Annotated in this window: 25 protein-coding genes; 16 read left to right on the top strand and 9 right to left on the bottom strand. The window is 61.4% G+C overall.

All coding sequences use genetic code 11. From position 1 onward, the window contains the following. Nucleotides 1-889 (bottom strand): hypothetical protein (locus VHX65_08970; GenBank protein HEX3998665.1); only part of this gene is annotated, 889 nt, incomplete at its 3' end. A gap of 37 nt (nucleotides 890-926) precedes the next feature. Here VHX65_08970 and VHX65_08975 point away from each other — a divergent pair. The 3 genes from VHX65_08975 (at nucleotide 927) to VHX65_08985 (ending at nucleotide 5573) form a co-directional block, all read left to right on the top strand. Then, nucleotides 927-1094: a hypothetical protein gene (locus tag VHX65_08975; GenBank protein ID HEX3998666.1), complete on the top strand. Its 168-nt coding sequence runs from the start codon at nucleotides 927-929 to the stop codon at nucleotides 1092-1094. 456 nt (nucleotides 1095-1550) lie between these two features. After that, nucleotides 1551-2288 carry a CPBP family intramembrane glutamic endopeptidase gene (locus VHX65_08980; GenBank protein HEX3998667.1) on the top strand — a complete coding sequence of 246 codons (738 nt, stop codon included), beginning with the start codon at nucleotides 1551-1553 and terminating at the stop codon, nucleotides 2286-2288. A 177-nt stretch (nucleotides 2289-2465) separates the two neighbouring features. Further along, nucleotides 2466-5573 (top strand): TolC family protein, encoded by a 3108-nt coding sequence (locus tag VHX65_08985; protein ID HEX3998668.1) that lies wholly within the window; start codon nucleotides 2466-2468, stop codon nucleotides 5571-5573. A 28-nt stretch (nucleotides 5574-5601) separates the two neighbouring features. On the opposite strand, the gene VHX65_08990 is transcribed toward VHX65_08985, so the two are convergent. The 4 genes from VHX65_08990 to VHX65_09005 all read right to left on the bottom strand — a co-directional run bounded on the left by VHX65_08990 (nucleotide 5602) and on the right by VHX65_09005 (nucleotide 9468). Beyond that, nucleotides 5602-6012 carry an NUDIX domain-containing protein gene (locus VHX65_08990; protein ID HEX3998669.1) on the bottom strand — a complete coding sequence of 137 codons (411 nt, stop codon included), beginning with the start codon at nucleotides 6010-6012 and terminating at the stop codon, nucleotides 5602-5604. 8 nt (nucleotides 6013-6020) lie between these two features. Further along, nucleotides 6021-7043 carry a hypothetical protein gene (locus VHX65_08995; GenBank protein ID HEX3998670.1) on the bottom strand — a complete coding sequence of 341 codons (1023 nt, stop codon included), beginning with the start codon at nucleotides 7041-7043 and terminating at the stop codon, nucleotides 6021-6023. A 215-nt stretch (nucleotides 7044-7258) separates the two neighbouring features. Continuing rightward, nucleotides 7259-8302, bottom strand: coding sequence for an aldo/keto reductase (locus VHX65_09000; protein HEX3998671.1), 1044 nt, complete (start codon nucleotides 8300-8302; stop codon nucleotides 7259-7261). A gap of 44 nt (nucleotides 8303-8346) precedes the next feature. Then, nucleotides 8347-9468 (bottom strand): aldo/keto reductase, encoded by a 1122-nt coding sequence (locus tag VHX65_09005; protein ID HEX3998672.1) that lies wholly within the window; start codon nucleotides 9466-9468, stop codon nucleotides 8347-8349. Between the two features lie 168 nt (nucleotides 9469-9636). On the opposite strand from VHX65_09005, the gene VHX65_09010 reads away from it, so the two are divergent. Both VHX65_09010 and VHX65_09015 read left to right on the top strand, forming a co-directional pair. Further along, on the top strand, nucleotides 9637-10278 hold the full coding sequence (locus VHX65_09010; GenBank protein HEX3998673.1) for a UdgX family uracil-DNA binding protein: 642 nt from the start codon (nucleotides 9637-9639) through the stop codon (nucleotides 10276-10278). A gap of 469 nt (nucleotides 10279-10747) precedes the next feature. Then, a complete protein-coding gene (locus VHX65_09015; GenBank protein HEX3998674.1) occupies nucleotides 10748-12220 on the top strand; it encodes a DUF1501 domain-containing protein in 1473 nt (490 codons plus the stop codon). A gap of 30 nt (nucleotides 12221-12250) precedes the next feature. Here the strand turns inward: VHX65_09015 and VHX65_09020 are convergent, their stop codons facing one another. Continuing rightward, complete coding sequence (locus tag VHX65_09020; protein HEX3998675.1) at nucleotides 12251-12961, bottom strand: 16S rRNA (uracil(1498)-N(3))-methyltransferase; 711 nt, start codon at nucleotides 12959-12961, stop codon at nucleotides 12251-12253. 257 nt (nucleotides 12962-13218) lie between these two features. Between VHX65_09020 and VHX65_09025 the strand changes: the two genes are divergently transcribed. The 3 genes from VHX65_09025 to VHX65_09035 all read left to right on the top strand — a co-directional run bounded on the left by VHX65_09025 (nucleotide 13219) and on the right by VHX65_09035 (nucleotide 15612). Beyond that, entirely contained in the window at nucleotides 13219-14052 is an 834-nt protein-coding gene (locus tag VHX65_09025) for an AAA family ATPase (GenBank protein HEX3998676.1), read from the top strand. Nucleotides 14053-14498: 446 nt separating this feature from the next. Next, entirely contained in the window at nucleotides 14499-15224 is a 726-nt protein-coding gene (locus VHX65_09030) for a DUF6677 family protein (GenBank protein HEX3998677.1), read from the top strand. A 187-nt stretch (nucleotides 15225-15411) separates the two neighbouring features. Next, the gene (locus VHX65_09035; protein HEX3998678.1) at nucleotides 15412-15612 is read left to right on the top strand and encodes a hypothetical protein; all 201 of its coding nucleotides are present in this window, start codon (nucleotides 15412-15414) and stop codon (nucleotides 15610-15612) included. A 205-nt stretch (nucleotides 15613-15817) separates the two neighbouring features. Here the strand turns inward: VHX65_09035 and rpmG are convergent, their stop codons facing one another. Then, nucleotides 15818-15982, bottom strand: a complete 165-nt coding sequence (gene rpmG / locus VHX65_09040; protein ID HEX3998679.1) for a 50S ribosomal protein L33 — start codon at nucleotides 15980-15982, stop codon at nucleotides 15818-15820. Nucleotides 15983-16241: 259 nt separating this feature from the next. On the opposite strand from rpmG, the gene VHX65_09045 reads away from it, so the two are divergent. Further along, a complete protein-coding gene (locus tag VHX65_09045) occupies nucleotides 16242-16451 on the top strand; it encodes a hypothetical protein (protein ID HEX3998680.1) in 210 nt (69 codons plus the stop codon). Nucleotides 16452-16500: 49 nt separating this feature from the next. On the opposite strand, the gene VHX65_09050 is transcribed toward VHX65_09045, so the two are convergent. Both VHX65_09050 and VHX65_09055 read right to left on the bottom strand, forming a co-directional pair. After that, complete coding sequence (locus tag VHX65_09050) at nucleotides 16501-17286, bottom strand: enoyl-CoA hydratase/isomerase family protein (GenBank protein HEX3998681.1); 786 nt, start codon at nucleotides 17284-17286, stop codon at nucleotides 16501-16503. 14 nt (nucleotides 17287-17300) lie between these two features. Beyond that, nucleotides 17301-17669, bottom strand: a complete 369-nt coding sequence (locus VHX65_09055; GenBank protein HEX3998682.1) for a hypothetical protein — start codon at nucleotides 17667-17669, stop codon at nucleotides 17301-17303. A gap of 163 nt (nucleotides 17670-17832) precedes the next feature. Here VHX65_09055 and VHX65_09060 point away from each other — a divergent pair, with 163 nt between their 5' ends. The 7 genes from VHX65_09060 to VHX65_09090 all read left to right on the top strand — a co-directional run bounded on the left by VHX65_09060 (nucleotide 17833) and on the right by VHX65_09090 (nucleotide 26321). Beyond that, a complete protein-coding gene (locus tag VHX65_09060; GenBank protein HEX3998683.1) occupies nucleotides 17833-18462 on the top strand; it encodes a sigma-70 family RNA polymerase sigma factor in 630 nt (209 codons plus the stop codon). A 17-nt stretch (nucleotides 18463-18479) separates the two neighbouring features. Then, the gene (locus VHX65_09065) at nucleotides 18480-21035 is read left to right on the top strand and encodes a serine/threonine-protein kinase (protein HEX3998684.1); all 2556 of its coding nucleotides are present in this window, start codon (nucleotides 18480-18482) and stop codon (nucleotides 21033-21035) included. Between the two features lie 129 nt (nucleotides 21036-21164). Next, the gene (ndk, locus tag VHX65_09070; protein ID HEX3998685.1) at nucleotides 21165-21626 is read left to right on the top strand and encodes a nucleoside-diphosphate kinase; all 462 of its coding nucleotides are present in this window, start codon (nucleotides 21165-21167) and stop codon (nucleotides 21624-21626) included. A gap of 300 nt (nucleotides 21627-21926) precedes the next feature. Then, nucleotides 21927-23339: a UTP--glucose-1-phosphate uridylyltransferase gene (locus VHX65_09075; GenBank protein HEX3998686.1), complete on the top strand. Its 1413-nt coding sequence runs from the start codon at nucleotides 21927-21929 to the stop codon at nucleotides 23337-23339. Nucleotides 23340-23415: 76 nt separating this feature from the next. Then, nucleotides 23416-24516, top strand: a complete 1101-nt coding sequence (locus tag VHX65_09080) for a mannose-1-phosphate guanylyltransferase (GenBank protein HEX3998687.1) — start codon at nucleotides 23416-23418, stop codon at nucleotides 24514-24516. A 256-nt stretch (nucleotides 24517-24772) separates the two neighbouring features. Then, nucleotides 24773-25240, top strand: coding sequence for a Holliday junction resolvase RuvX (gene ruvX, locus VHX65_09085; protein HEX3998688.1), 468 nt, complete (start codon nucleotides 24773-24775; stop codon nucleotides 25238-25240). 298 nt (nucleotides 25241-25538) lie between these two features. Continuing rightward, nucleotides 25539-26321, top strand: coding sequence for an MBL fold metallo-hydrolase (locus tag VHX65_09090; protein ID HEX3998689.1), 783 nt, complete (start codon nucleotides 25539-25541; stop codon nucleotides 26319-26321). The last annotated feature ends 27 nt before the right edge of the window (nucleotides 26322-26348 follow it).

The following is a 26348-nucleotide window of genomic DNA, read 5'->3' on the forward strand; positions in this document are numbered from 1 at the left end:
AGGCCATCACGGCCACCAAGGTCACGGCAAGTTCGGGCATGGCAAGAGTGGCGCCCACGCTGCCGGTCATCACGGCAAGCATGGTCATGCAAAGGGCATGGGCCACGGCCATAAGGGTCATGGCAAAATGGGCCATGGCAAGGGCCACGGAGCTCATGGCGCCGGTCACCTCGGTGGCAAAGGCCATCACGGCCACCAAGGTCACGGCAAGTTCGGGCATGGCAAGAGTGGCGCCCACGCTGCCGGTCATCACGGCAAGCATGGTCATGGTAAAGGCATGAGCCAGGGCCATAAGGGTCATGGCAAATTGGGCCACGGTAAGGGCCACGGCGCTCGTGGCGCCGGCCACTTCGGTGGAAAGAAGGCCCATCATGGCCATAAAGGCCACGGCAAATCGGCTGGTCACCATGGTGGCCATCATGGCAAGCATGGCCATAAAGGTGGCTTCGGAAAGGCTGGCTTCGGCGCGGGCCGCGGCGGCATGCATCGTGGTGGATTCGGCGGCTGGGGTGGACGTGGGCCGGCCGGATTCCACGGTGGACAGCAGGGGCATCATCACCATGGCTGTGGCGGATGGAAGCACCATCACCACGGCTTCGGTTCTGTTGGCTTCGGCCGCGGTGGAATGGGTGCCGGTGGCTGGGCTGCCGGTGGCCGTGGCCAGTTTAATCGCGGCCACGGTGGTTTCGGCGGACCGCACGGTGCGTTCGGCGGATTCAAGGGTGGCCCGGCCGGAATGCAGGGCGGCCATCATGGTCAGCATGGCCATAGGCGACCTGGTCCTGGCGGTCAGATGACGGGGTTCTTCGGCCACGGCGAAGCGCACGCGGGCCATGGCGGTCACCACGGTCCGGACGGCGGTGGCGAAGGTCATGGCGACGGCGAACATCATCGTAGTCCGAGCGGTCCCGATGGTGCTGGTCCGCATGGCTTCGGTCCCGGTGGTTCTGGCCCGCATGGTCCCGGCCCGGCTTGGCATCACGATGGGCATCGTGACGGCCCGCACGGCCACGGCGGCGCCGATGACAACAACAACAACAATGACGACAATTGATGTCGCTGGTTTGCGGTCGTCGGGTCAGTCGGGTGATTGAGGTTTTTCGGCGTTCCACCTCGTTCGAGTGAACGTGGCATGGTGGCGCTTGCGGTTTGCAATTGCAATTTCAACGCAGCCTTTGCCTAAACAGCAGAGGCTGCTTTTTTTTCGCCGCTCTGCACCTGGTTCAACGCGGCCAAGGACGTTGTTGCGGACCAATTTCGCGAAAATTCAAATCGCGGATCGGCGAATAATCGGCAGGAACGAACTGGTGTCGGAAGCGGTCCTATCGTATCAAGCATACTCCGCGCGCCCGCGGCGATGTCGATTTGCAAACTCTGGCAATCGGGCATCGCTATAACTTAGTTCCTTCAAGCATCCGGATTGCCATTCTTGCTTGTGGTCGAAACGCTCGAATCGGATGGTGGCGCCCGGTTCAAGTGGCCGACGGTATACGGAGTATGCCTGCTGCGTAGTAGGCACACTTGCGTGCCGCCTGCGCCGGAATGTCTCTATGATCGAGCCGCCGATTCTTCACAACCGCCCGCGTGGCGCGCTGCAAACCGTCGGGGTGTGGTTCGCACTGGTTTACCCCGCCCTGCTGACTTGGTTCTATTTCATAGGGATGAACGGTCAACCGGCAGCGAATCAACAGGCGGTGTTCATCGTCGGTAAGGCGATCCAGTTCGCGCTGCCGATCTATTGGCTCTTGTTTGTCGAACGAAGACGCATCCATTGGAAAGGCCCATCGCGCTCGGGTGTGATCTGGGGAATTGCCAGCGGACTGCTGATTGGCGGGGCAACTTTAGCGATTTATTTCGGCTGGCTGCTTCCGAGCGGATCGCTCGCCACATCTGCCGAGGTGGTTCGCAAGAAGCTGTTCGGCATGGGCCTTACGAGTCCGGCGGCGATCATCGAAATGTCGGCCTTCTATTCGCTAGTGCATTCACTGCTCGAAGAATATTACTGGCGGTGGTTTGTCTTCGGCCGGCTTCGTGAACATTCGTCGCGGCCGGCCGCGATCGCAATTTCCAGTATCGGGTTCATGGCGCATCACGTGATTCTGGTGTTCAGCTATTTTCCTTGGCCGTGGGCAGCCGCCGCATCCGTGGGCGTGGCGATCGGGGGCGCACTTTGGGCGTGGCGCTACGATCGCGACGGGTCATTGTGGGGGCCATGGATCAGCCACCTGCTGGTCGATGCCGCGATTTTCGCGATCGGCTTTCAGATGGCGTTCCTGGCTCGCCGTTGATCGTGGCGCCAAACCCCGGCTGCTAGCGTTGCCAGTGATCTTCTAATTGGTAATTTGTGGAAAATTTGCCGGTTACGTCGAAAATAACGAAAAATCCGGTCGTTCCAATGACGATGATTAGGCCGAAGAACTGCGTTGACCGCGCGAGTCCGCCACTCTGCATTGCTAGCGCACCTGATGAACCGTATACGAACCCGGATATTTCGATCTCCGTTTGTCGCGCTCGCGGCGCTTGCTGCGATAGCGGGATGCGGGCTGCACAACACCCCGCTGGTGGCGCCGGGAGAGTTGCTGCATTATCAGAACGTCGCGCTAGAGATCGAAACGCCGACGTTGAAGCCGTGCCCCGATGATCCGGCGCTTGCGACGTTGTCGCCGGAAACGATCCGCGAGGATGGCCCAGTGCACTACTGGGACATGAAGCTCTCCGAGGCAATGCACACGGCGCTTGCCCGCTCGAAGGTAATGCACGACTTGGGCGGTGCCGAGCTGAGATCGCCGCAGGAAGTGCGCACGATTTCGGACCCGGCAATTGCCGACACTGATCCGCGCTATGGCGTCGAATCCGCCTTGGCCGACTACGACGCCGTGTTCAATGCCAGCGTCGATTCGCAGCACAATCACCGCGCCTTGAACAACATCTTCTTCGGCGGCGGCACGCGCATCCTGGTTCAAGACCTCGACACGTTCAAGGAAGAGATTGTCAAGGAAACGCCGACCGGTACGGAATTCACGTTCCGCCACAACACGACCTACGACAACAACAACGAGCCGGGGAACCTGTTCCCCAGCTCCTGGGATACGAACTTCGAAGCCGAGGTGCGCCAGCATTTGTTGCAAGGGGGCGGGCTGGAATACAACCGCATCGCGGGCCCGCACGGTGCGCCCGGACAGATGAACGGCGTGCTGATCGCGCGGATCAACACCGACGTCGCGCTCACCGATTTCGAGATGGGAATTCGGGATTTGGCGAGTAATGTCGAAAATGCCTACTGGGATCTCTATTTCGCGTATCGCGATCTCGATGCCAAGGTGCTGGCCCGCGACAATGCGCTCGAAAGCTGGCGGCGCACGCACGCGTTGAACCTAGCCGGTCGCACGGGTGGCGAGGCGCAGAAAGAAGCCTTGGCGCGGCAACAATATTTTCAGTTCCAAGAAGAAGTCGAAAACGCCTGGAATGGTCGCCTCGTCGACGGCACGCACACCGACAACGGTTCGGGCGGCGGAACCTTTCGCGCCGCCGGCGTTCGCGTCGCCGAGCGCCGTTTGCGGCGTTTGCTCGGGCTGCCGATCAGCGATGGCCGATTGATTCGTCCGTCCGACGAACCGGCGCTCGCGAAAATGATCTTCGCCTGGGATGAAATCCTTCCTGAAGCGCTCACGCGCCGGCCAGAACTGCGCCGCGAGCGGTGGATGGTCAAACGCCGCGAACTGGAATTGATCGCCAGCCGAAATTTCCTGTTGCCGACGTTGGATGTTACCGGGCTGTATCGCTTCCGCGGCTTTGGCCACGATCTGATCAACTCCGATCCCAACCAGGCCGAGTTTGCCAGCGCTTACGGTGATCTCGGCACCGGAATGTTTCAGGAATGGGAGCTCGGCGCGCAATACTCGATGCCGATCGGCGAGCGAAAGGGGCACACTGCGGTTCGCAACGCGCAGTTGATGTTGGCGCGCGAGCGGGCAGTTCTCGACGACCAGGAGCAATTGGTCGTTCACGACCTGAGCAACGCGATTGCGGAAGTCGATCGAGCTTACGTGGTGGCTCAAACCGCGTTCAACCGGCGGGTGGCGTCGCTTGCGGAAGTCGGCGCGACGAAAGCCGCGTTTGAAGCCGACAAGGTGCCGCTGGATTTGTTTCTGGAATCGCAGCGCCGGCAGGCCGATGCCGAAAGCGGATTTTTCGGCGCCCTGGTGGAATATGCTTTGGCAATCAAGAATCTGCATTACGCCAAGGGATCCCTTCTCGATTACAACGAGATTTATCTATCGGAAAGCCCTTGGCCCGACAAGGCGTATGCCGACGCGGCGAAGGTCAAAGTGCGAACCCACGAACTGCTGGACTATCGCATGAAACCGGCGCCGGTGAGCGCCGGACCGATTCCGCAGCCCTCCGGTGAGCAGCCGATGTTCGCTGGTCCGGGGGAAACGATAGAAGGTGTTCCGCCGGGCGCCGTGGTGAACCCCGTGCCGCCGGGAAATGCACCTTCGACGATGTTGCCGCCGTCGAGCGCGGCGCCGATGCGGCCGACGCCGATGGGCCCGACACCGATGGATCAGCCGCGGCAGGGGCCAACCGCTGCGCCGATGAGCGCACCGCCGGCCAACCTTCGGCCGACGAACATTCCACCAATTCTTCCGCCACCCGTTGCTCCGCCGCAAGCCGCTCCGTCGCGATTCAGTCCCCCGGAAACGCTGCCGCCATCGACCGGTCCCGACTTTTCCGATCCGACGACGCAGCAGAGGCCCGATCTGCATCCGCGAAATGAACGCTTGTTGAGCCCCACGGTGCAACCGGCGATGTCGCCGCCATTGTCGATGGACAAACTGCTGGCCCGCCAATCGCCGCCCGCGGCCCCAGCGCCGATCGCCCCGGAACACCTCGGGCCGGCAACCGCCGTGGCCATCCCCTTTGCACCGCTCGTCGGTTCGCCGACGAGCGCGCCTTCGAAGGATGTTGCGCCGCCACAAGCCGCATCGCCGAACGACAAGCCAATAAGTGCGGCCACCGCGAAACCGGATGAGGTCAACACGCTGAGCATTTATTCGCGCTCAAGCACGCGGCAGCGTGCCAGTGCTCCGCCTCAAGGCGAAGCTTCGCAACTTCGCTTGATTACGAATTCGGAATTTGCCCCCTCGCCGACGGCAACAGCGCAATCAAACCATTCCGCATCGAGCGCCGCGCCATCGCAAAGCGAGTTGGTGATTCGCTCGTCGACGACCGAGTCGCGGCCTGCGGGGCAGGCTTCGTGGCCGGAGTCGTCGATTCGGCGTCGTCCGCCGATCGACGGGAACGACGGCGTGAGCCCGTTGCCGCCGACAACCAGCGAGGGCTCCATCTGGGCGCGAGGTGCCGCCGTGCGGCCGGTGTCGTATCCGGCTGCGCTGCCCTCGCCCAGCGCGGCGTGCGCCGCACAATCGCAATTGCAACCGCTGCCGCCAACGCCTGCCGCACAACGCTCGCCGCAATCTTCAACGCTGGAGGTCGTCCGACCGCTGCCGCCGATGAACGCACCGGTCGCCCAACCGAACTCGATCGAACCGCTGCCGCCATTTTCGCGGTAGCGAGTGAGGCCGCTGGCAGGGAAACGGCTCAGCGCTTGCCACCGGCGAGCAGTTCTTCGAGGCGATCCAGAAGCGGCAATTGATCGACGTGGATTCGCCGCCTGGCCTCTTCGATGCCGAGGATTTCGGCCCGATCGATTTCCCAACTCGCGCATTTTGGACTGGCGCACACCGGCAACTCGCCGGCAAAGCCATGCACCCGTTTGCGGCTTTTCTGGTAGTCGATCGAGGCCAGCGAAGCCAATTCGCCGGCAACGACTCCCGTCTCTTCGGCCGTTTCGCGCCGGGCCGCCGCTTCCGGCAGTTCGCCGGCTTCGACGAGCCCCTTGGGAATGCTCCACGGGGCGCGGCGATTGTAGTTGCCCGACGGATGGACGAGCAGCACTTCGATGCCGTCGTCGGAGCGGCGGTATAAAAGTGTTCCGGCCGACTCGAGCATGGACAACCCTATTTCGCCGCGGCTGCGCTGCCGGCGCGAGGTGTTTGCTTGGCCGCGGAGCGCATTTCACTTTGCATCTGATTGAAATACGACCGCAGCTTGTTCGGATCCACGGGGGCGAGCACGAATACGGTGCGCGCGCCATATTGCTCCGTTTTTTCGACGTAATAGAAGCCGGGCAAGGTAGCAATCTTCGCGCCCGGCGACACGCCCTTTGTCGCAAAACCTTGGATCGCAATCGGATCGCCTTCCGACGTGTACGGCGAACCGGCGGCCAGCGGCGCGGTCGCTGCGCCGGCCGTAGCGGCTTGCGGGGTAAGGCTCTGCTCGACTCGGACCGGCGTGACCACGATCGTGTTGTCGCCGGCCACGGCATCGACACGCAAATAGTTGTCGATCTCAACCGGTCCAATTTGGCCGATCGTCAGGTCGAACAAGCGCAACGGCGGTGGGACCACGGGGGCCGCCTTCAGCTTGTCGAGCTGTGCCTTCAGCGATCGAGCCTCGACTTTGGACGGAGTATCGCGGATTTCGATTTCCAACGATCGCACCAGATCGGCCCGCCACGCCAGTCCGTTTTGAAACGCCGTTTGAATTGCTGGCGGCACGCCGGCGACGCCGTCAATCGCCGGAGCCACGGGCGCGCCGTCGATCGTGCGTAGCGTGCCGCTGGCGGAGAGCTTGCCTTTCAGAACCTCGTTGTCGGCCAGTGCATGGCGCGCTTGTTCATCGGCCGCGGATTGAACTCTTTTGGCGTCGGCCAATTGACGCTCTAGCTTGGTATGTGTTTCATTCTCGTCGGCCAATTGTTTCTGTAAACCGTGGACTTGTTGGGCAAGATCGGCGACCTGTTTTTGCGCGGCGTCTTTCGCCGCCTCGGTCTGTTCGGCCCGTTGGTTTAACGCCGAAACTTTTTCCTGCTCGGCGCGTAGTTCATCGCGCAGGGCAGTGGCTTCTGAACTGGAATGGGCTTGGCATCCGACGATGCAAACAAGCGCCAGGCAGACGATTTTCGCAATCGGTTTTGTCATTGGATGGCCGCGGGCGGTAGTGCGATTTCCGCGAAATGGAATCTTTGCCTCATCGCGCCGGGAGCAGTCCAGAAGTGCCGCTCGGCTTATAATCATACCATTCGCCGAACGGCGCGGCGGAGTAATCCAACGCAACACGCTGAAGCGTGAACTCCAACGGAGTTCACGCTTCAGCGTGTTTTCGGCCAGTTCGACGGTGCGAACAGTAGGTCGCCCTAGAGCGGCATTTCCTGCATGGTCGGATAGCCGTGCTGCGCCCGGCCGACGTCGGCGTCGTATTTGACGCTGGTTTTGTAGAGTTCCAAATGGCCGTCGCCGGCGACTGCACCGACTCGTTTGCGCAATGCAGCCATTTGTTCCGGCGGCATCGGCTGGAAGCCACGGGCGATTTTCAGATTTTGGTGCAACACCTCGATCGAATCGATGCCGATGATCGTCGTCGTCACGGGCAGACTCATCGCGTAGCGGAGGGCTTCTTCGACCGTCACCACGCCGTGCATTATCGGCTGCCCATCGCCTCCCAAGCTTTTCATTCCCAGCCCGGCCATGCCCCGTTTGTTTACGGCCGGCAGCACATGCTCCTCGAAGCTGCGAAACGTGCCGTCGAAGCAATTGAGCGGCATTTGCACCGAGTCGAACGGATAATCGTGGGCAAGCATTTTCAGATGCGTCGCCGGTTTCTTATGGCCTGTGAAACCGACATAACGCACCTTGCCGTCTTTCTTGGCCTGTTCGAGCGCTTCGACGACGCCGCCCGGAGCGAAGTGCAAATCCGGATCGTTGTCGTAAATCACTTCATGAATTTGCCACAGATCGAGATGATCGGTCTTGAGCCGCTTCAGCGATTCTTCGAGTTGCTGCATGGCCACTTTCTTATCGCGGCCGTGCGTGCAAACCTTGGTCATCAGAAACACTTTGTCGCGGCGGCCGGCGAGCGCTTCGCCCATCCATTCTTCGCTACGATGATCGTTGTATTCCCAAGCGTTGTCGAAGAAATTGATCCCGGCATCAATGGCTTCATGGCAGATTTGAATCGCTTCTTTGAGCGACGGGGCCTGGCCGATGTGATATCCGCCGATGCCAATGCAAGAGATTTCATCGGGATGCCGGCCAAACTTGCGCCGCGGGATCGCGTCGGCGTTCACCGACTCGGCGCCAGATGCCTGTTGCTGAGCCGCGCCTGCCGCCGCAGCCGCTCCGGCCGCGAGCAATCCCGTCTGCAAGAACTCGCGCCGGCCTGTCTTGAATTCGCCGTCCATTGCTCGCTCCTGTATTGGCTCCTCTCGTCGCTTGCCCCTCGTCCCTAGTCCGTCGTCCAAGTTCCAGTGCCCTTTTGCAACATCTGCTTCACTTCTTTCTGCTGCTTATCGATGGGAAAGCTATGTGGCAGCCGCGCCAAGGGATTGTCGAAAATCAATCCAACCTTATACGGCTCGAAGCGTCCGTCGGCCGCTGTCGCGGCGCAGCGCTTGCGGAGCGATTGCATTTCGTCGGCGGTCATGGGCTGAAAATTCTGCGCGACCTGCAAGTTTTGCCGCAACACATCGAGCGATTCCATGCCGCTGATCGTTAGTGCCACGGGAAGGCTAATCGCGTAGCGGAGCATTTCTTGGGGCGTGACGACCCCGCGCTTTACTGCCCAGGCGGTGCCCCCCATGCTTTTCATTCCCAGCACGGCAATTCCGCGGCGATTGGCTTCCGGCAAAATGATTTGCTCGAAGCTGCGAAACGTCGCATCGAAGGGATTCAGCGGCATTTGCACGGTGTCGAACGGATAGCCGAGCTGGATCATCTTCAGATGAACTTCGGGATCCTTGTGGCCCGTGAAGCCGACGAACCGCGTTTTGCCTTGCTGCTTCGCCATATCGAGGGCCTCGATCACGCCCCCTTTGGCATACGCCAACTCGGGATCGTTGTCGAAGCCGACGCCGTGAACCTGCCACAGATCGAGATGATCGGTGCCGAGGCGCACGAGCGATTGCTCGAGCATTTCCATCGCCAGCGCGGCGCTGCGGCCGTGCGTACACACCTTGGTCATCAAGAACACTTCCTTGCGCCGCCCTACGAGCGCTCGGCCGAGCCAGTTTTCGCTTTTTCCGTTCCAATATTCCCAGCAGTTGTCGAAGAACTCAATGCCGCCGGCGATCGCTTCGTGAACCAAGCGAATGGCGTCGTCGATCGTTTTGGCGTCGCCCAAGTGATGGCCGCCGAGTCCGAGCGCGGCGAGATTCACGCCGGTTCGGCCGAGCGGCCGCTTGGGGATCGTACCGGCGGCGGCATTTCCATCGCGCGGGGAATTCGTTTGTCCGGCAGTTGGGCTGTCACCGGGGGTTGCCGGATTCGCCGGCGACCCGCCTGGAGCCGCGGCAGCCAATTGCGCCCGGCCGATCGCTGCTCCTGCCCCGAATGCGGTTAAGGTACGCAAAAAACCCCGTCGGCCGGCGTTGCCGGCAGAGTCGTTCGATTCGTTCGTTCGTTGCTCGGAGTTTGCCATGACAGGCGACTCTATTTTGATTCGCGCGTACCATGAGACTGGCGGCGATTGGCTGCAAAGGCCGTGCCCCTGGCCCTGATTTTGCTGCATTCGAGCGGAATGATCACAACGTCGGCCGCAGAATTTGTTCCCACGACGCACAGCCTCGCGAAACTGCGCGCCGCGGCATCGCACTGCGAAGGCTGCGAGCTGTTCCGCCGAGCCACGCAAACGGTGTTCGGCGAAGGCAAACGGCTGGCCACGTTGATGCTGGTCGGCGAGCAGCCGGGCGACCAGGAAGATCGCGACGGGCATCCTTTTGTCGGCCCGGCTGGGCGGCTATTGGATGAGGTGCTTCAAGAAGCCGGGATCGACCGACAAAAGGTGTATGTCACCAATGCCGTCAAGCATTTCAAATGGATTCCGCGTGGCAAGCGGCGATTGCATTCGAAGCCGGCTTCGCGCGAAATCAACGCCTGCCGGCCATGGCTCGACGCCGAAATCGAGGCTGTCGGGCCGCGTGTAATCGTTGCGATGGGCGCCACGGCGGCCCAAGCCTTCTTGGGCCCGAAATTCCGCATCACGCGCGAGCGCGGCCAGTGGATCGAACGCGGCGATGATGGCCCAGCACTATTGGCCACCTATCACCCCTCCGCAATCCTCCGGGCCCCCGACCCCGAAAGCCGGCACCGCCTGCGCGCCGAATTCGTCGCGGATCTGAAGCTCGTGGCCAAGAGGTTGAAGGCCGACAAGAATAGCTGAACTCGGCCGCTATGTTTTTGCGCCTCTCTCAGACGGATATGATGGCGGTATGGACGACGAAAATCCGTACAAGTCGCCTTCATCCGAGCCAGAGGCTGCGGAACGCAATCCGACCGGGCGCTGGCGCAAGATAATTTCGAACACGATTTTTGCCGCGGTCGTCCTCACAGCAACCACATGGTCGTGGTATTCCGACAAGTTGACAATCGCAATGCTCTGCCTGATCGCCGCCGCGCTGATCCGTTGGCTACCGCCCCCGAAAAAGGGACGCAGTTTCCGGTTGATGCGATACCCGCCTACCGAAATTTGACACCCCGCTCGGCGAACCGGTATATTGAAGGCCGATTGATCCCGCCGGTCGGTGCGGCCGACTTTTGCTTTCCTGCCTGCCACAACGTCGCATCGCGTTCGTTTGCTTGAGGCTCGCCCTTACGCCTATCCGTTCCCAAAAAATTCGCGAGGTGTCGCCATGCTGGTCATTCCCGGACAACCTGGCAAAGATTTGTGCGACCGTGGCCTAGGAATCACCCGGCGAGATTTGTTGCGCGTCGGCGGCTCGGCCGTGTTGGGGCTCACGCTCGGCGATCTGCTCGCGCATCAGGCGCAAGCCAGCGCGACTCCGGTGGCCGGCGGCGGGCCGGGTTGGGGAAAAGCCAAGAGCGTCATCATGCTCTATCTCCAGGGCGGCCCCAGTCACTTGGACCTGTGGGATCCCAAGGAAAACGTGCCCGACAACGTGCGCAGCGCGTTCAAAACCGTGCCGTCGAAAGTGCCCGGCATCGAATTGACGGAGCTGATGCCGAAATTCGGTCAGGTGACCGACAAAGTGACGCTTATCCGCTCGATGAGCTACACGCCCAACGGCCTGTTCAACCACACCGCGGCCATCTACCAGATGAACACCGGCTACACGGCCGACAAGGTCAGCCCGTCGGGCCAGCTCGAGCCGCCGTCGCCGAAGGACTATCCGAACTTCGGCTCGAACATCATTCGCCTCAAGCCGCCGACGGTGCCCATGTTGCCGTTCGTGATGATGCCGCGGCCGCTGCAGGAAAGCGGAGTGGTTGGAAAGTCGGGCACGGCCGGATTCTTGGGCCGCGCCTACGACCCCTACTATCTCTATCCGCCCGGCGACGACATGGACATGAACAAGATGGACCGCATCAAGATCGACGATCTGCAATTGCGGCCGGAGGTGTCGAGCCAGCGATTGGAGCGGCGGGCAAAGCTCCGCCAATTGATCGACCAAGGCATGCCCGACATCGAACGGGCCACCGCGAAATACGATCTCGATTCCTACTACGACAAAGCGCTCGGGCTGATTCTCTCGGGCCGGGCCCGCGATGCGTTCGATCTGAAAAAAGAGCCCGACTCGATGCGCGAGATGTACGGCCGGAACACGTGGGGCCAAAGCTGCTTGCTGGCCCGGCGATTGGTCGAGGCTGGCACGCGCGTGGTCGAAGTGATCTGGCCGAAGGTGGCCAATTCCGACAACCATTCTTGGGACATGCACGTCGATCTGACGAAGCGGATCAAGAACCAAGCGGCCCCGATGTTCGACACCGCTCTGGCCGCGCTTATCGGCGATATGGACCAGCGCGGGCTATTGGCCGACACGCTGGTTGTGGCCGTGGGCGAATTCGGCCGGTCCCCGCAGCGCGGGCTGAGCACCTCGGGCAACGGCAATAGCCCCGACGGCCGCGACCACTGGCCCTATTGCTATACGGCTTGCATCGCCGGCGCAGGTATCAAGCGCGGCTTCGTGTACGGCAAGAGCGACAAAACGGCCAGCGGGCCGCTGGAAAACCCCGTGCATCCGACCGAGCTGCTGGCGACGATTTACCACGCGGTCGGCCTCGATCCGGCCACGATCATTTTCAACCATCTCAACCAGCCGCGCGAGATGGTGAAAGGATCGGCCGTGATGGGATTGTTTGCGTAGCCGATGGCGGGCGAGCGATTCGCGAGCGGGTCAATTCAACAACACCCGGGCGGCAAGCGCGATCGCCGCGGTTTCAGTGCGCAGCAATCGCTGGCCTAGATCAACGGCCTGCCAGCCTGCGGCCATGGCTTGTTCGACTTCCGCGTCAGTCAATCCGCCTTCCGGCCCGACGGCCAAGCAAACGTTGTCGCACTGCCCGCCAGCGGATTCTAGTGCCCCGCGCAGCGCCGTCCCGCGGGGGTGAGCGATGAGGCGGATCGCTGTCGCCGGAGCCGATTGGCAGAAATCGGCGCACGGTTGCGGCTCGGCGACCTCCATCAATCGATTGCGGCCGCATTGCTTTGCCGCTTCGACGACTGCCCTGCGAAACCGCTCGAGCGCCGAGCCGACCGGCTGCGCCACGCCGCGGGCGGTCGTTAGCGGCACCAATCGTGCGACGCCCAACTCCGTCGCCTTCTCGACGAGCCAACGTTGCCGATCTCCCTTCGGCATCGCCACGCCCAGCGTGACCGACACGGCCGCCTCCCGGTCGACGAGCCGTCGCGCCGAAACGTTCAGATACACCGCAGCCCGATCCGTTCGATCCACGACCGCATCGAATTCCGCTCCGCTGCCGTCGAAGAGCACCACCGCCAGGCCGGGCTTTGCCCGCAACACGTGGAGCAAATGGTGAGCTTCCGGCCCGTCGATGCGGACCTCGCCAAGACCGAGCGGCGGCGGGCAGAAAAAGCGGTCGGGCAAGATAGAGGTTCCGTGAGGGAGGGACGAGAAGCGGCTCGATAGTTTGGCGGCTTGGCGAAACTACCCCGGGAAGGCCGGCGGCGATTGTCGAGGGTGGTGAGACAGAGGCGGCCTTCCCCGGGCTTGAGGGATGCGGCGGCGCGAAAATTTGGTTGGAGGCGAAGCTCAAGTTCGCTGGCGATTATACCGATCTAGGAAAAGTTACGCAGGGCACGACGTCGTCATTTCACGCCGCACTCCGGCTGCAAGGACCAAGGATGGACACCGCCGCCCCCACATCGACCTATCGGGCCCATTGGGGCTTGCGCGAAACGCCGTTTCCCAGCGGGCTCGCGCCTCGGCTCTTCTTCCAAAGCCCTTGCCACGAAGAAGCTTTGGCCCGGCTCGAATTCCTCGTCGAGCAGCGGCAGCGGCTCGGATTGTTGCTCGGCCTCTCGGGCACGGGCAAGTCGCTCGTCCTCGACCGCCTGGCGACGAACCTTCGCCGCGACGGAGCGCAGGTGGCCAACCTCAGCTTGCTGGGGATCGATTTGCACGAGTTTCTTTGGCTCTTGGCGGCCGAGTTGGGATTGAATCCCGATCGGAGAAAATCGCACTTCGAATTGTGGCGTGATTTGATCGATCGGGTCGATGAAAACCGCTACCAGCAACTCGATACGGTGATTCTGCTGGATGACGCCGACGGGGGCCAGCCCGAGGTACTCGACCATCTGGTGCGGCTGATCCAATCGGATCGCGGCATGCCGACATCGCTGGTGCTCGTGCTGGCGGCTCCGGCCGAAAAGGTTTCGCGAATCGGCGCCCGGCTGTTGGAGCTCGCCGAGTTGCGAATCGATCTCGACCCTTGGGAAGAATCGGACACCGCGGGCTATCTGATCTCGGCCTTGTCGCTGGCCGGCCGAAAGACGCTGTTGTTCACCGACGCGGCCGTGCTGCGGCTTCATGAATTGACCGGAGGCATTCCGCGGCGGGTGAATCAATTGGCATCGTTGGCGCTGGTGGCCGGCGCCGGCCGGCAGCTGACCACGATCGACGCCGACACGATCGATTCGGTCTATCGCGAACTAGGCGTCATCGAAACAGCCGCTTAGTTGCCGCAATGAAATATCTCGGCGTTCGGAATTCAGAGTGCTAAGCCCGCGGCTTTGCGTGGACAAGTTCTTGGCCGCTTTACCGACGGCTAGCGCCTTGCCGCTCACGCGGGTGAGCGGCAAGGCGCCAACCTGGATTATTCAGTGCGCCTCACTAAGCCGAAGCGTAGGCGGGGGGGCCACCGAGGCTTATCCTCGCCAACGCTTCGGGCTACCATTTCGCAGCGTGTAACGAATTCACGGTGCCATGAATTAATCCGGCTAGCCGCCGGTAGGATGGGCTCAGTCCGTGGGCATGGCAACCCATCATGCGGTCTCTGGGGCTACGGCGGGTGGTCATCCAATCCCACGTAACACTGGGCCGCGGTACGGTTTGCCCTAGTGATACGATTGGCTCGGTATTAAGATGGGAGCAATTCACCCTCCCGTGTGCTGAGGCCGATGCCGTGACTACTGCCGCTGAGCTGAATGCTTCGGTTTCTCATTCTTCCGCCCACTGTTCGCTAGTGATCGACTTGCGCGATCCTGTGTTGGCGGCCTGCCTCGCGTGGCTGATCCCCGGCGCCGGACATTTCTATCAGCGGCGCTGGGGAAAAGGGGGTCTGTTCATGGTCTGCATCCTCGGCACATTCTTCATGGGAATGTGGATGGGGCAGGGAAAAGTCGTCTACGCCTCGTGGCGGCATAACGATCAGCGATATGCCTATTTCTGCCAGCTTGGCGTCGGCTTGCCGGCGCTGCCGGCGCTGGTGCAGGCGATGCGGATGGGTTCGGATCCGCCGCGGGCGCCGCTCTTCGGCGGAGTCATGGCGCCGCCGCTGATGCCGGGCCAATTGGTTCCGGTCGAATGGGCCGAGCAGCAGGTGGCCGCCGGCGAATTCGATCGCGACGATTTTCCCGACTTGGCCGATCAGGCGCCGCCGAAAAATGTCGGCTATCTCTATTCGCCCAGCACGCAGCGCTACTCATCGAAGGCCACGCGGACCGCCGACCCCTATAGTCAGCTCAGTTCGTGGAACTTCAAGATGGGCCCGTTTTTCGAATTGGGCACCGTCTATACACTGATCGCCGGTTTGCTCAATGTGTTGGCGATTTACGACTCGTGGGGCGGCCCGGTGCTGATCGCGGGAGAACCGCTCGCCGAAGCGTCGGAAGAAAAGAAAAACAATTAGACCGACTATTCATAGTGCCAGGAATTCGCGACACGCTGAGAAATAGTAGCCCGAAGGTTAGCGGTAAGCCGCGGTGGCTCTCTCGCTTACGCTTCGGGCTAGTGTGGCGCGATGAATAATCCGGGCTTGTTGGCCGCGGTGTCCGCGAGCAGTGAATTTTAAAGATTTAACAGAAGCATGTGCAGCGATGTTTCTCACTTTGCTTGCCGTCGCACAAATCTGGTATGCATTGCCGCTGGTGGTCTCGATCAGCCTGGTCTATGCGGCGACGCGGCACGAACACGTCGGGCCGATTCTGCAACACGCGCTGCGCCTCGGCGTATGGATCGCCGGCTTTATGGGCGTCGTGTTCGGAATTCTATTCTTGCTCGCGCTCGGAGCGCGATGAAGCGTGTAACAGGCACGCTCCCGTGTGCTGTGCCGCAGCGCCGAGCAATCGAACTTGCCTGCCACTTGAGCTCGACCGAAAGATAACTTCTCCACAGACCCCTCTGCCCTTGCGGGGAGGGCCAGGTGAGGGGTTCGAAAAGCGGAAGTTATTTTTCGGCCGAGCTTAGCGGCGCTGTAGCGTTGTGCCGCTCGGCCGCCACGGCCTACTTCTTCTTCTCGACATGCAGCGTATGCTTGCGCAGCCGCGGGGAATACTTGCTCAGCTTAAGCTTCTCGCCCCCCGACTTGCGACGAATCGTGTAGTTGTAATCGCCTGTTTCCTCGCAGACGAGGAAGATCGTTTCCACTTTTTTCTTGCTCTTGGCCATCCAAGCGACTCCTGACAAATGCTAGCGTTCGTGCGGCGATCGGAATGTGCCGCGAAAGCGCCATTCTAATCGCAAGCCGCCGGATGTGGCCAGGGGACCATCGGGGCAAATTCTCCTATCCCGACAGACAAAATCGCTTCCGATCAGGCTCGTCTACTGTACAAATTTATAGATGTCCGTATAATGTGCTGGTGAGGGCGGATATCGGCCGCTATTTTCGGCCCGAAGTCGCAGAATTCACGGTCCACGGAGGTGCCCGATGATTTGTATCTTGAAAGTGCCGACGCCTGAACAACTCGAACCGGAAGAGACCGATCCTCAGGCGACTGCGGAGGAGCCGCGGGCCGTCGGCCAATTGATGGCAGCGGTGCTCCAGCGATACGGCATCTCAGCCGATGCCGAACTGTTCCGACCGACCTCCCGCGCCCGCAGCCGTGGCAAGGGAGTCGGCGCGCACGCCGGCTGCTAGTGGCTTCCTTGCTAGCGCGGCGGGCTCGAGGAAAACGCCGGCCGAAGCTTCATGGCCAGATCGGCTGCCGTTTTCCCAGAAATGCGGCCAAACCCTCTGCTGCGGCCTCGGTGGTGCGCGACGTAGCGCTCACCGCGGCGCCCGCGGAAAGCAGCGTCGGCAATTGTTCGCCAATCGTTTCGTTCAACATCCGCTTCGTGAGGAGCAATGCCTCCGGCGCGCATTGCGCACAGTCGACCGCCAATTGATTGGCCCGGGGCCAAAGATGATCGGCCGAAACGACTTCGTGAAACAATCCCATCGACAGACCATCGGCGGCGCTGATGGTTGTCGCCGACATAAGCAAATAGCCGGCCCGCCCCGCTCCGACGCGAAACGTCAAAAGCGGAGCGACCATCCCGGCCACAAGGCCGCGCCGCGGCTCGGGCAACCCGAACGTGGCGGAATCCGCCGCGACGACGATATCGCACGCCAAAACCAGCCCCGCGCCGCCCGCAAGCGCCGGCCCATTCACGGCCGCAATCACTGGCTTTGGAAACCGCAGCATCGTTTCCAATAAATCTCGATAGGCCACCGAATCGCTGTGCCATTGCTCGGCCGCATCGGCCGAGCGGCTAGTTTCCAGCATTTCAGCCAAATCCATTCCGGCGCAAAACACGGGCCCACTGGCCGCCAAGACGATCGCACGAATCCGCCGCTCGAAATGCAAATCCGCGAAGGCTCGGGCCAAATCCGCCAGCAGCGCTCGCGATAAAGCGTTCCGCTTTTCGGGCCGGTTCAAAATGACCGTGGCCGTCGACTCGTGAACGTGAATTTTGATGAGCGGCTGGGACATTTAGCGGTTAGGAGTTAATGGTTGCTCGTATTCGATTCGCACAGCGTTTCAGCGAGATTCGGTGGTGCGGGAAGCGGGAGGTCGAGGATCGCGGTGCCCAGCAGTTTGCCTTGCGTGTCGATCCGCAACGACTGGCTGGCGCCCCCCGCAAGGGCATTGTATAGGAGGAAGTTCAGGGCTTGCACCCGGGGCAGTTCGAATCGCTCGACCCGCGTCGCTCCGAGGCCGTGAAAAAATTCCGCCACGCGTTCGGCGGTCAATTCCGAACGCAACCACTCGAATCCGGCTTCGGTATAAGCCACGACTCCGATATTGGCATGGTTCCCCTTGTCGCCGCTTCGGGCGTGAGCAATCTGGCCGAGCGTGATCGTGGCAGTTGGCATGGAATTGGGTCGCAAGAAGGGCGGTTTGGAACGTTATTCTAGCAAATAGGGGCGCCGGGGCGGCCCTTTTGCGGCTCGAATGGTTACCATGCTAACAGGGTCTCCGCGTCAGCAATTCGCGTCCGTGCTTCGATATTCGACCTGCCCAAGGTTTGCCCAAACGATGGAGATCGAATCCGAGCCCAACGAGCGGCAATCGAAAGACTTATTGATTTTGGCTCGCGACGGCGATGGCAACGCCCTCGGGGTTTTGCTCGACATTTACCGGCATTATTTGGCAGTGCTGGCCCGAACGCAAATCGGCCGCCGCTTGCAGGGCAAAGCCGACGCTTCGGACTTGGTGCAAGAAACGCTGCTCGAGGCCCATCGGCATTTTCGAGATTTTCGTGGTTCGAGCGAAGGGGAATTCGTCGCCTGGTTGCGAAGCATTTTGGCGGGCCTGATCGCCAACCATGTGCGCCGCTATTTGGGCACCAAACGCCGCGATGCACGGCTCGAACGCACGCTGGCGGTCGAGTTGAGCGATGCATCGGGCGTCATGGGGGCGGAGCTGGCGGCCGATGTCAGTTCGCCGAGCGAGCAAGCGGTGAATCATGAAGCGTCACTACAACTTGCCAATGCGCTGGAAAAGCTTCCCGACCATTATCGCGAGGTGATCATGTTCCGGCATCTCGAAGGATTGCCATTTGCCCAAGTGGCCGAGCGGATGGGGCGGACCGTGGAAAGCGTCGAGAAGTTGTGGGTGCGGGCATTGGCCCGATTGCGGCAAACGCTGGGCGCGAGCCACGAATAATTCAGCACGGTGACAACATGGCCGACGAGCGCCCACCGCGGTTCGATGAATCGAGCGCGGTCAATTCCGACGATCCAAGGCTCGTGGCCGCGGTGCGGGAGTACATGGCCGCGTTGGAAAAGGGGTCCGCGCCGCGCCGCAAGGATTTTCTCGAGCGGCATCGCGAAATTGCCGCGGACCTGTCGATCTGCCTCGATGGTTTGGAAATGGTGCATTCGGCGGCGGTCAAGGTTCGCCGCCGGCCGACGCCTCCGCAATTGCTCGGCGGAGTGAATGCATCGCAGCCGCTCGGCGATTTTCAGATCGTGCGCGAAATCGGCCGCGGTGGGATGGGCGTGGTCTACGAGGCATTTCAATTGTCGCTCGGGCGGCGCGTGGCGTTGAAAGTGCTGCCGTTCGCGGCGTCGCTTGATCCGTCGCGGCTCGAACGTTTTCGCAACGAAGCGCAAGCCGCCGCCCAACTGCATCATTCGAATATCGTGCCCGTTTATTCGGTGGGAATCGATCGCGGCGTCCATTTCTATGCGATGCAATTGATCGACGGCCAGGCCCTTTCCTCTTCAATCGCCGAAATGCGGCGGAGCGCCGGGCGGACCGGCGTGGATCCGAGCGCGACGGAGCCCTTCGCTGCCGGCTCGCGGGCTCGAAGTTCGGCGGATTTCACACTGGCTAAGCGTAGCGGCAACGGAGCCGCGTCGGTTGCGCCGAGCATTGATGCGGGCAACGCTGAAACTCGCGTCCGCGGCTCGACGGTGTTGAGTCAAGAGCGATCGAAGCCGAACGATTATTTCCGCACCGTTGCCCGGCTGATGCATCAAGCGGCGACGGCGCTTGAGCATGCTCATGTGATGGGCGTGGTTCATCGCGATATCAAGCCAGGCAATTTGCTGCTCGATCAACGGAATAATCTGTGGGTTACCGACTTCGGCCTTGCCCAATTCCACACCGATGCCGAACTGACGCGGACCGGCGATCTGCTCGGCACGCTGCGCTATATGAGCCCCGAGCAGGCGGCAGGTGGTCGAGTGTTGCTGGATCATCGCACCGATATTTATTCGCTCGGAGCGACGATGTATGAATCGCTCACGCTCGAGCCGATTTTCGAGGGGGCCGATCGGAATGTGCTCCTCCGCCGGATCATGGAAGATGAGCCGCGCGCGCCGCGCAGCATCGACAAGAATGTTCCGGTGGAACTGGAAACGATCGTGCTCAAGGGGACGGCCAAGGTCCCCGGCGATCGCTACCCGACGGCTCAGCAGTTCGCCGACGATTTGCAGCGCTGGCTCGACGACAAACCGATCTTGGCTCGCCGGCCCGCGTTGGCCGAGCGCGTGCGGCGCTGGGGCCGGCGGCATCGCACGGTCGTGAGCGCGGCGGCGGTCGTGCTGTTTTTGGGTCTCCTCGGATTGGCAGCCAGCGCGATCGTCATTGCCCAAGAACATGCGCATACGGCGGCCGCTTATCGGAGCGAGATGGCCGCTCACCAGAGCGAAATCAAGCAGCGCGAGGCGGCGGAAGCGAGCTTCCAGCAAGCGCGCCAGGCGATCGACACATTCACCGAGCTGAGCGAAGCGGAGTTGGCTGCCAAGCCGTCGCTGCAGCAACTGCGGCGCAAGTTTCTCGAAAAATCGTTGGAATACTACAACGCGTTCTTGAAACAGCGCGGCAGCGATCCGGCACTGACTAGCGAACTGACGGCCGCTTCCGAGCGCGTGGCGCGGATTGTCGACGAACTCGCCCTGCTCGATCAGTTTGCCCCATTAATGCTGCTCGACGATCCGCAGGTGCAAGATGAGTTGAACATTCCCGCAGATCGTCGATCGGCGATCGAGTCGCTCCTGACGCAACTGTGGGAAGAGCGCGAGCGAACGCGGGCAACCGACCATTCGCTGGCGACCGCGCCGCGAGCATCCGTCACGGAAGAATTGCGTTCGCATGGCGAGAAGTTGTTTGCGCTGCTGAACCAAAGACAGATCAGCCGGCTGAAACAAATTGCATGGCAGCAGCAAGGATCGGCAGCGTTTCAGAGTGCGGATATTGTTGCCGCTCTCGACCTCACGCCGGAAGAGCGAACGCAGATCAACATGATTATAGAACGGCGGCGGCCGCCGGGACCGCCCGAGGGGCGCGTGGACTTAAGCGAACCGAAGCGCCGCCCAGCGCGAGACGATGGTCTCGAGGCAGACGAGCCAAGGCGCGGCGGACGGGCCGATCACCCGCGCCGCGCCGAACCCGGCGAGGGCGCTCTTTCCGATGGCCCGCCAGGCATGAAGGACGGGCCGCCCGAAGAGAACGCTGGGCCGCCGCTGGGCCGGCGCCACGATCGTCCGCGGTTCGAGGGGCCGCCGAAGCCGCCAGCAACGCCGCCGCGCAAAGATTGTCCGCCGGATTGCGACGACCCGAGGGATCGGCGTCCCGATGAATCGCCGGAGGCGTTTCACGAGCGACGCACGATCGAACTGATTGTCGCAGTGCTGACGCCGGTGCAGCAGGCCACGTGGAAGAATCTGATCGGCCCCCCGTTCGTGCAACATCGTCGCGGCCCACCGGATCCACCGCGCCGCCTTGATTGATGTTTCCACGCGCGCCAGTTTCCGCTGCTGGTTGCTAGATGAGCTACGCGCCGCCGGACTCGGCCCCTTTTGCCGGCGGCTTTTCGCGGCTAGAATCCGCGTTTTCCTTGTAACCAGGAGAATGCGGTCATGGAACGCACGTTTGTCATGTTCAAACCTGATTGCGTCGAGCGCCGGCTCGTCGGACGGATCTTGGAGCGATTCGAAGATAAGGGATTCAATGTTGTCGCGATGAAAATGCTTCGGATCACTCCCGAGCTATCGAAGCAGCACTATGCCGAACACGTTCAGAAGCCATTCTACCCGGCTTTGGAAAAATTCGTTACCGGCAGCCCGGTCGTGGCCACGGTGATCGAAGGGCTGGAAGCGATCCGCGTTGTTCGTGATATGCTGGGCGCCACAAGCGGACTGAAGGCCGCGGCTGGCACGATCCGTGGCGATTTCAGTTCCAGCCGGCAGATGAACCTGATTCACGCGTCGGACGGTCCGGAAGCCGCCCAACGGGAAATCGGCCTGTATTTCAAGCCTGACGAAATCTTCGCCTACCAGCCGACCATTACACCCTGGCTGCGCGCTTCGGACGAAGGTTAATCCGGCCCTTGCTTTTCTGTCTCGCGGGAATCGCGCAGATGCCGCGACGCGGTTTTGGGACGAGCACTGCCCGTAGCAGACTGCCCACGACTTCGAATTTATGGCCCGTTCTTATGGCCCGTTGGCCCCGACATGTTTGGACGACGTTATTCACCTACTTGGTGATTTTCGTCGGTTTTCCGCTGCTTTGTTTGTTGGCTTACGCATGGGTCCGCGGCTGGATATGAGTAGAATGATCTCCTACTGATGCGTGCGCAAACTGCCAGGGCCAGCGGCGCACGGGAAGCAACGAGACACGTCATGCAGCCGTCGCTCGAGGAGCATCTTCGATATTACGATCAGCATCACCTGCTGACCTTTTGGAACGAGCTGTCGCCGGACGAGCGTAAGATGCTGGCCGAGCAAATCCGCGGCATCGATTTCGCCGAGCTCTCGCGGCTGTTTGCGGGGCAAGAAGCTGCGACCGATTGGGCGGCGCTCGCGCGAAGAGCCGAACCGCCGCCCGCGTTTCGGCTGCCGGAGCACGGCGAACAATCTGAATTCTCGCCCGACGAGGCCCGCATGCGCGGCGAAGCGGCGTTTGCCGCCGGAGAGGTCGGCGCGATACTGGTTGCCGGTGGACAAGGCACGCGCCTCGGCTGGTCGCACCCGAAGGGGACCTATCCGATCGGGCCGGTATCGAAGGCTCCGCTCTTTCAAATTCTCTTCGAGCGATTGGCGGCGCATGGTCGGCGATATGGCACGCGGCTGCCGCTCTACTTGATGACCAGCCTGGCCACGCACCAGGAAACGGTCGCTTATCTTGACGAACACCAGCGATTCGGCGTCGTGGCCGACGATCTGCGCATTTTTTGCCAAGGCCAGATGCCGGCGGTCGAGGCGTCGACCGGCCGCGTGTTATTGGAATCGGCCGGCCGCATCGCGCTTAGCCCCGACGGCCATGGTGGAATGCTTGCGGCCCTTGCCACCAGCGGTGGATTGCAAGACATGCAGTGTCGCGGGCTGCGGCACTTGTTCTATTTTCAGGTCGATAATCCGTTGGTGCCAATCGGCGATCCGGAATTCTTGGGCTACCATCTTCTCAGCGGTTCGGAGATGTCGACCCTGGTGGTCGCGAAGCAACGGCCCAAAGAAAAGCTTGGCGTTTTGGCGGCCATCGACGGACAAGTGCGGATCATCGAATACAGCGACATGCCCGACGACGTGGCTCACGAGCGCGACGCGAGCGGCGGACTACGATTTTGGGCCGGCAACACGGGGGTGCATTTCTTTGAGCGCGAGTTTCTCGAACGAGTGCAACACAGCGCCGCGGGATTGCCGATGCATCTGGCGCGCAAAAAGGTGTCGTGCGTCGCGGTCGACCGCGATACTTCGCCGGGCACTCGCGTGGAGCCCGACGCGCCGAACGCGATCAAGTTCGAACGCTTCGTGTTCGACCTGTTGCCCGAAGCGCGGCATGCGATCGTGGTCGAATCCGACGCAGCCCGAACCTTTGCGCCGGTGAAGAATGGTCCTGGCGAGCCCACCGATTCGCCCGAGGCTGCGCAGGCGGCAATGATCCGGCTGCACACGGAATGGCTTCGCGCCGCCGGGGCCGAGGTCGCGCCCGACGTGCCGGTCGAAATCAGCCCGCTGTTTGCCCTTGATGCCGCCGAACTTGCGGACAAGATCCGGCCGGGTTTGCGGCTGACGGAGCCAAAGTACTTTTGTTAGCTTGGGACGGTTAGAATTGGTAGCTTGGCCATTCCGCCCGGGCATCAAGTGATTTTCCACACCGCGGTGCGTTTTCATGTTGCATGCCGTAATCATGGCCGGCGGATCGGGAACTCGGTTTTGGCCGGAAAGCCGTGCCGCATGGCCGAAGCAGTTGCTGCCACTCTCCGGAACGCGGTCGCTGATTCAAGACACGGTGGATCGGTTGGGCCAACTCGTGCCGCCGGAGCGAATCTTGATCGTCACGGCAGCGCGGCTGGTCGAAGCGGTGCGAGGCCAATTGCCCGAACTCCCCGCCGCGGCCGTGATCGGCGAACCGTGCAAGCGCGACACGGCGCCATGCATCGGCTTGGCCGCATTCCGCATCAGCCGCGGCGATTCCGATGCGACGCTCGCCGTGATGCCGGCCGATCATGCCATTCTGCCCGCCCAAGCGCTGCGCGATGCGATCCACTGCGCCGCGGACCTGGTCGACCGCCAACCGGAACGGATTGTCACCTTCGGAATCAAGGCGACCTATCCGGCCGAAAGTTTTGGCTACATCGAGCGAGGCGAGCCGGTGGAATTGCCCGTCGAGCCAGCGAGTGGCGCGGCTTGCCTCGCGTTCGAAGTCGCGCGGTTCAAAGAAAAACCGCCGGCCGCCGTGGCGCGAGAGTATTTGGCCTCGGGTAATTTTTATTGGAACTCGGGCATTTTTGTCTGGAAGGCCCGCACGATTCTCGCCGCGCTCGAGCAGCATCAGTCCGAGCTATTCGGCCGACTGCGCGCGATCGCGGCCGCCGACGGCACGAGCGAATTCCAAGCCACGTTCGAGCGGGAGTTTGCCGCGATCCGCGGCATTTCGATCGATTATGCCATCATGGAGCGTGCGCCGGATGTCGTTGTGATCGAAGCCCCGTTCACGTGGGACGACGTCGGAAGCTGGCAGGCAATGGCTCGGCTGCGCGGAGTCGATACGCAGAATAATACGATCGCCGCCGACCCACACATTGCCGTCAACACCAGCGGCACGATCCTCCGTTCGGTCGACCGGCATCTGATCGCGGCCGTCGGGCTGAAAGACATGATCGTCGTTCACACCCCCGATGCCACGCTCGTTGCCAGCCGTCACGATGAAGAAGCAATCCGGCAGGTTGTAAAGCAATTGGAAGAACGCGGCTGGACGGAATATTTGTAGGGCGAAAGCGCGTAACGTAGCAGGCACATTCCATGTGCCGTAGCATAAAGTAGCAGGCACATTCCATGTGCCGTAGCATGTCGAAATGTGCAGCAAATATTGTCAGGACCGCCTCGCTGTTTTCGCGAACGGCACGCGCGGAGAGCTTGTGAAAGAATGGGGACGGACTCCAAACTCGCTTGATGAAACATCGGCAAAACCGATTGGCGTGAGGTGCCTGTCCCCATTCTTTCACATCCTCGGAATGTGCTACTGAATGTCGGCAAATCTGCAAAACTGGCCCGGTCGATTGGCGGCGGTGGATTACGGCACCGTGCGGATCGGTGTTGCAATTACCGATCCTGAGCGGCGGTGGGTGAATCCACTGGCGAACTACACGCGGCGCGATACCGCCGCTGATGCCGAATGGTTTCGTAAGCTGGCTGTCGAAGAACGAATCGTGCGGTTCGTCGTTGGCTTGCCGCTGCATCTCGATGGTCGGGAGAGCCAGAAATCGATCGAGGCCCAAGAATTCGGACGCTGGTTAACCGAGACGACGGGCGTGCCGGTGGTGTATTTCGACGAGCGATTCACGTCGTCCGAAGCGGAGCATCTTTTGGCCGGCGCGAAGATGACCAAGAAACGCCGCAAGGCTCGTCTCGATAAGCTGGCCGCTCATATTCTGCTCTCGGCCTATCTCGAAGCCGGCCAACCGGAATCGCAGGAGCCGCGCGGATTGGACTAGCCCGGATTATTCATGTCACAGGAATTCGCGACACGCTGCGGAATCGTAGCCCGAAGCGTTAGCGAGGTTGCGCGCCGCTGGGCCTTCCATCTTCGTCGTCACTCAAGCGGCGCACTGGATCGCGCAAAGCGACAACGTCTGTCAGCGCGCTTCCTTGCCAACGCTTCGGGCTGGTGTGGCGCCATGAATAATCCAGACTAGCCGCGGCTCGGCGGTTATTGGCTCCTTGTCCAGCGCAGCACTGGGCCTTACAATCCGGTGCGGCATGAACCCGATCGAGCTGGATTGAATGTGCGTTATGTTGCAGCGTAAGCCAGTTTTTCCACATGTGATCGAGATCAACCACCAAGCTGGACAACGGCTGGGGTGCAATGTCTACCTTGTTTACGACGCCAATGCGTGGCTGCTGATCGATGTCGGCTTTCAAGACACGGCCGACGAAATCTTGGAGCTGATCCGGCAGCTTGATTTCCCGCTGTCGCAATGCCAGACGATCATCGCCACGCACGCCGATGTCGACCATATCCAGGGCCTCGCCCGTTTCAAGCAAGCGTTGAAGACGAGCGTCACCGGCCACAGGCTGTGCGCTGAAACCTTGGCTCGCGGCGATCGCATCAAAACGTTTGCCGAAATCGAAGCTCAAAATATCCACATGGAAATGCCTCCGGTCGAAACGGAGCACTTGGTCGACGATGGAGAGCGGATCGCGGTCGGAAGCCTAAGCCTCGAAGTGTGGCACACGCCGGGACACACCGATAGCCAACTGTCGTTTCGCCTGGGCGACCTGCTGTTCAGCGGCGACAATATCTATCGCGATGGCTGCGTCGGAGCGATCGATGCTCATCATGGCAGTGATATTCCGGCATTCATCCGCTCGCTCGAGCGAATTCGCGGCAGCGATGTGAAATGGCTATTGCCAAGCCACGGTCCGATCTTCCGCAAAGACAACGCCCTGCTGGATCGGGCGATCGAGCGGCTGAAAACGTATCTGCACATGGCCGATTTCGGCACCTGCGCGATCGATTGGCCGCTATTGGAGCAATGGGACATCGAGTTGGCAGAAGGCCGGTTGCCGGCCTGACGGCTTGCTTACGCACCGCCATCGTAG

This window comes from Pirellulales bacterium, assembly GCA_036267355.1.
Classification (GTDB): Bacteria; Planctomycetota; Planctomycetia; order Pirellulales; family DATAWG01; genus DATAWG01.

What these genes read in the sequence shown, in the direction of transcription:
- VHX65_09000 (HEX3998671.1), bottom strand. Translation starts at nt 8,302, where the DNA reads ATGGACGGCGAATTCAAGACAGGCCGGCGCGAGTTCTTGCAGACGGGA.
- ruvX (HEX3998688.1), top strand. Translation starts at nt 24,773, where the DNA reads ATGTCGGCAAATCTGCAAAACTGGCCCGGTCGATTGGCGGCGGTGGAT.
- rpmG (HEX3998679.1), bottom strand. Translation starts at nt 15,982, where the DNA reads ATGGCCAAGAGCAAGAAAAAAGTGGAAACGATCTTCCTCGTCTGCGAG.
- VHX65_09065 (HEX3998684.1), top strand. Translation starts at nt 18,480, where the DNA reads ATGGCCGACGAGCGCCCACCGCGGTTCGATGAATCGAGCGCGGTCAAT.
- VHX65_09015 (HEX3998674.1), top strand. Translation starts at nt 10,748, where the DNA reads ATGCTGGTCATTCCCGGACAACCTGGCAAAGATTTGTGCGACCGTGGC.
- VHX65_08975 (HEX3998666.1), top strand. Translation starts at nt 927, where the DNA reads ATGGCTTCGGTCCCGGTGGTTCTGGCCCGCATGGTCCCGGCCCGGCTT.
- VHX65_09025 (HEX3998676.1), top strand. Translation starts at nt 13,219, where the DNA reads ATGGACACCGCCGCCCCCACATCGACCTATCGGGCCCATTGGGGCTTG.
- VHX65_09080 (HEX3998687.1), top strand. Translation starts at nt 23,416, where the DNA reads ATGTTGCATGCCGTAATCATGGCCGGCGGATCGGGAACTCGGTTTTGG.
- ndk (HEX3998685.1), top strand. Translation starts at nt 21,165, where the DNA reads ATGGAACGCACGTTTGTCATGTTCAAACCTGATTGCGTCGAGCGCCGG.
- VHX65_09075 (HEX3998686.1), top strand. Translation starts at nt 21,927, where the DNA reads ATGCAGCCGTCGCTCGAGGAGCATCTTCGATATTACGATCAGCATCAC.
- VHX65_09010 (HEX3998673.1), top strand. Translation starts at nt 9,637, where the DNA reads ATGATCACAACGTCGGCCGCAGAATTTGTTCCCACGACGCACAGCCTC.
- VHX65_08980 (HEX3998667.1), top strand. Translation starts at nt 1,551, where the DNA reads ATGATCGAGCCGCCGATTCTTCACAACCGCCCGCGTGGCGCGCTGCAA.
- VHX65_09060 (HEX3998683.1), top strand. Translation starts at nt 17,833, where the DNA reads ATGGAGATCGAATCCGAGCCCAACGAGCGGCAATCGAAAGACTTATTG.
- VHX65_09055 (HEX3998682.1), bottom strand. Translation starts at nt 17,669, where the DNA reads ATGCCAACTGCCACGATCACGCTCGGCCAGATTGCTCACGCCCGAAGC.
- VHX65_08990 (HEX3998669.1), bottom strand. Translation starts at nt 6,012, where the DNA reads ATGCTCGAGTCGGCCGGAACACTTTTATACCGCCGCTCCGACGACGGC.
- VHX65_09090 (HEX3998689.1), top strand. Translation starts at nt 25,539, where the DNA reads ATGTTGCAGCGTAAGCCAGTTTTTCCACATGTGATCGAGATCAACCAC.
- VHX65_09045 (HEX3998680.1), top strand. Translation starts at nt 16,242, where the DNA reads ATGATTTGTATCTTGAAAGTGCCGACGCCTGAACAACTCGAACCGGAA.
- VHX65_08985 (HEX3998668.1), top strand. Translation starts at nt 2,466, where the DNA reads ATGAACCGTATACGAACCCGGATATTTCGATCTCCGTTTGTCGCGCTC.
- VHX65_09035 (HEX3998678.1), top strand. Translation starts at nt 15,412, where the DNA reads ATGTTTCTCACTTTGCTTGCCGTCGCACAAATCTGGTATGCATTGCCG.
- VHX65_08995 (HEX3998670.1), bottom strand. Translation starts at nt 7,043, where the DNA reads ATGACAAAACCGATTGCGAAAATCGTCTGCCTGGCGCTTGTTTGCATC.
- VHX65_09050 (HEX3998681.1), bottom strand. Translation starts at nt 17,286, where the DNA reads ATGTCCCAGCCGCTCATCAAAATTCACGTTCACGAGTCGACGGCCACG.